The organism is Staphylococcus argensis (assembly GCF_002902305.1).
In the GTDB taxonomy this organism is placed as follows: Bacteria; Bacillota; Bacilli; order Staphylococcales; family Staphylococcaceae; genus Staphylococcus; species Staphylococcus argensis.
Genome location: NZ_PPPX01000012.1, coordinates 1 through 348 on the forward strand (window position 1 = coordinate 1; position 348 = coordinate 348).

Genomic DNA, 348 nt, shown 5'->3' on the forward strand with positions numbered 1-348 from the left:
ATTAGCTTTTTCTAAAGCTTCATGTTCATCTGGTGTGATTAGCCCATCTGCATTCGCTTCTTTTAACTTGTCTTGAGCTGCTTGGTCTGCATTTTTAGCTGCTTCAACGGCTAATTGCGCTTCGCTACGTTGGTTATCTACATCGTCGGAGACTCCGTTTGAATCTGAGTCGTTCACGTCTGGTACGTCGATACCGTGAAGCTTGTCGAGTTCAGCTGGCATATTACCTCGTTGATCTGATGGTAATGCATCGACTTTGTCTTGCGCGTTTTTCTTAGCGTCGGCTGCATCTTGATTAGCTTTTTCTAAAGCTTCATGTTCATCTGGTGTGATTAGCCCATCTGCATT

1 protein-coding gene is annotated in these 348 nt (G+C 44.3%); it reads right to left on the reverse strand.

All coding sequences use genetic code 11. The features are described from left to right. On the reverse strand, positions 1 to 348 hold a 348-nt coding region (locus CD039_RS11885), incomplete at both ends, for a GA-like domain-containing protein (RefSeq protein WP_206169775.1).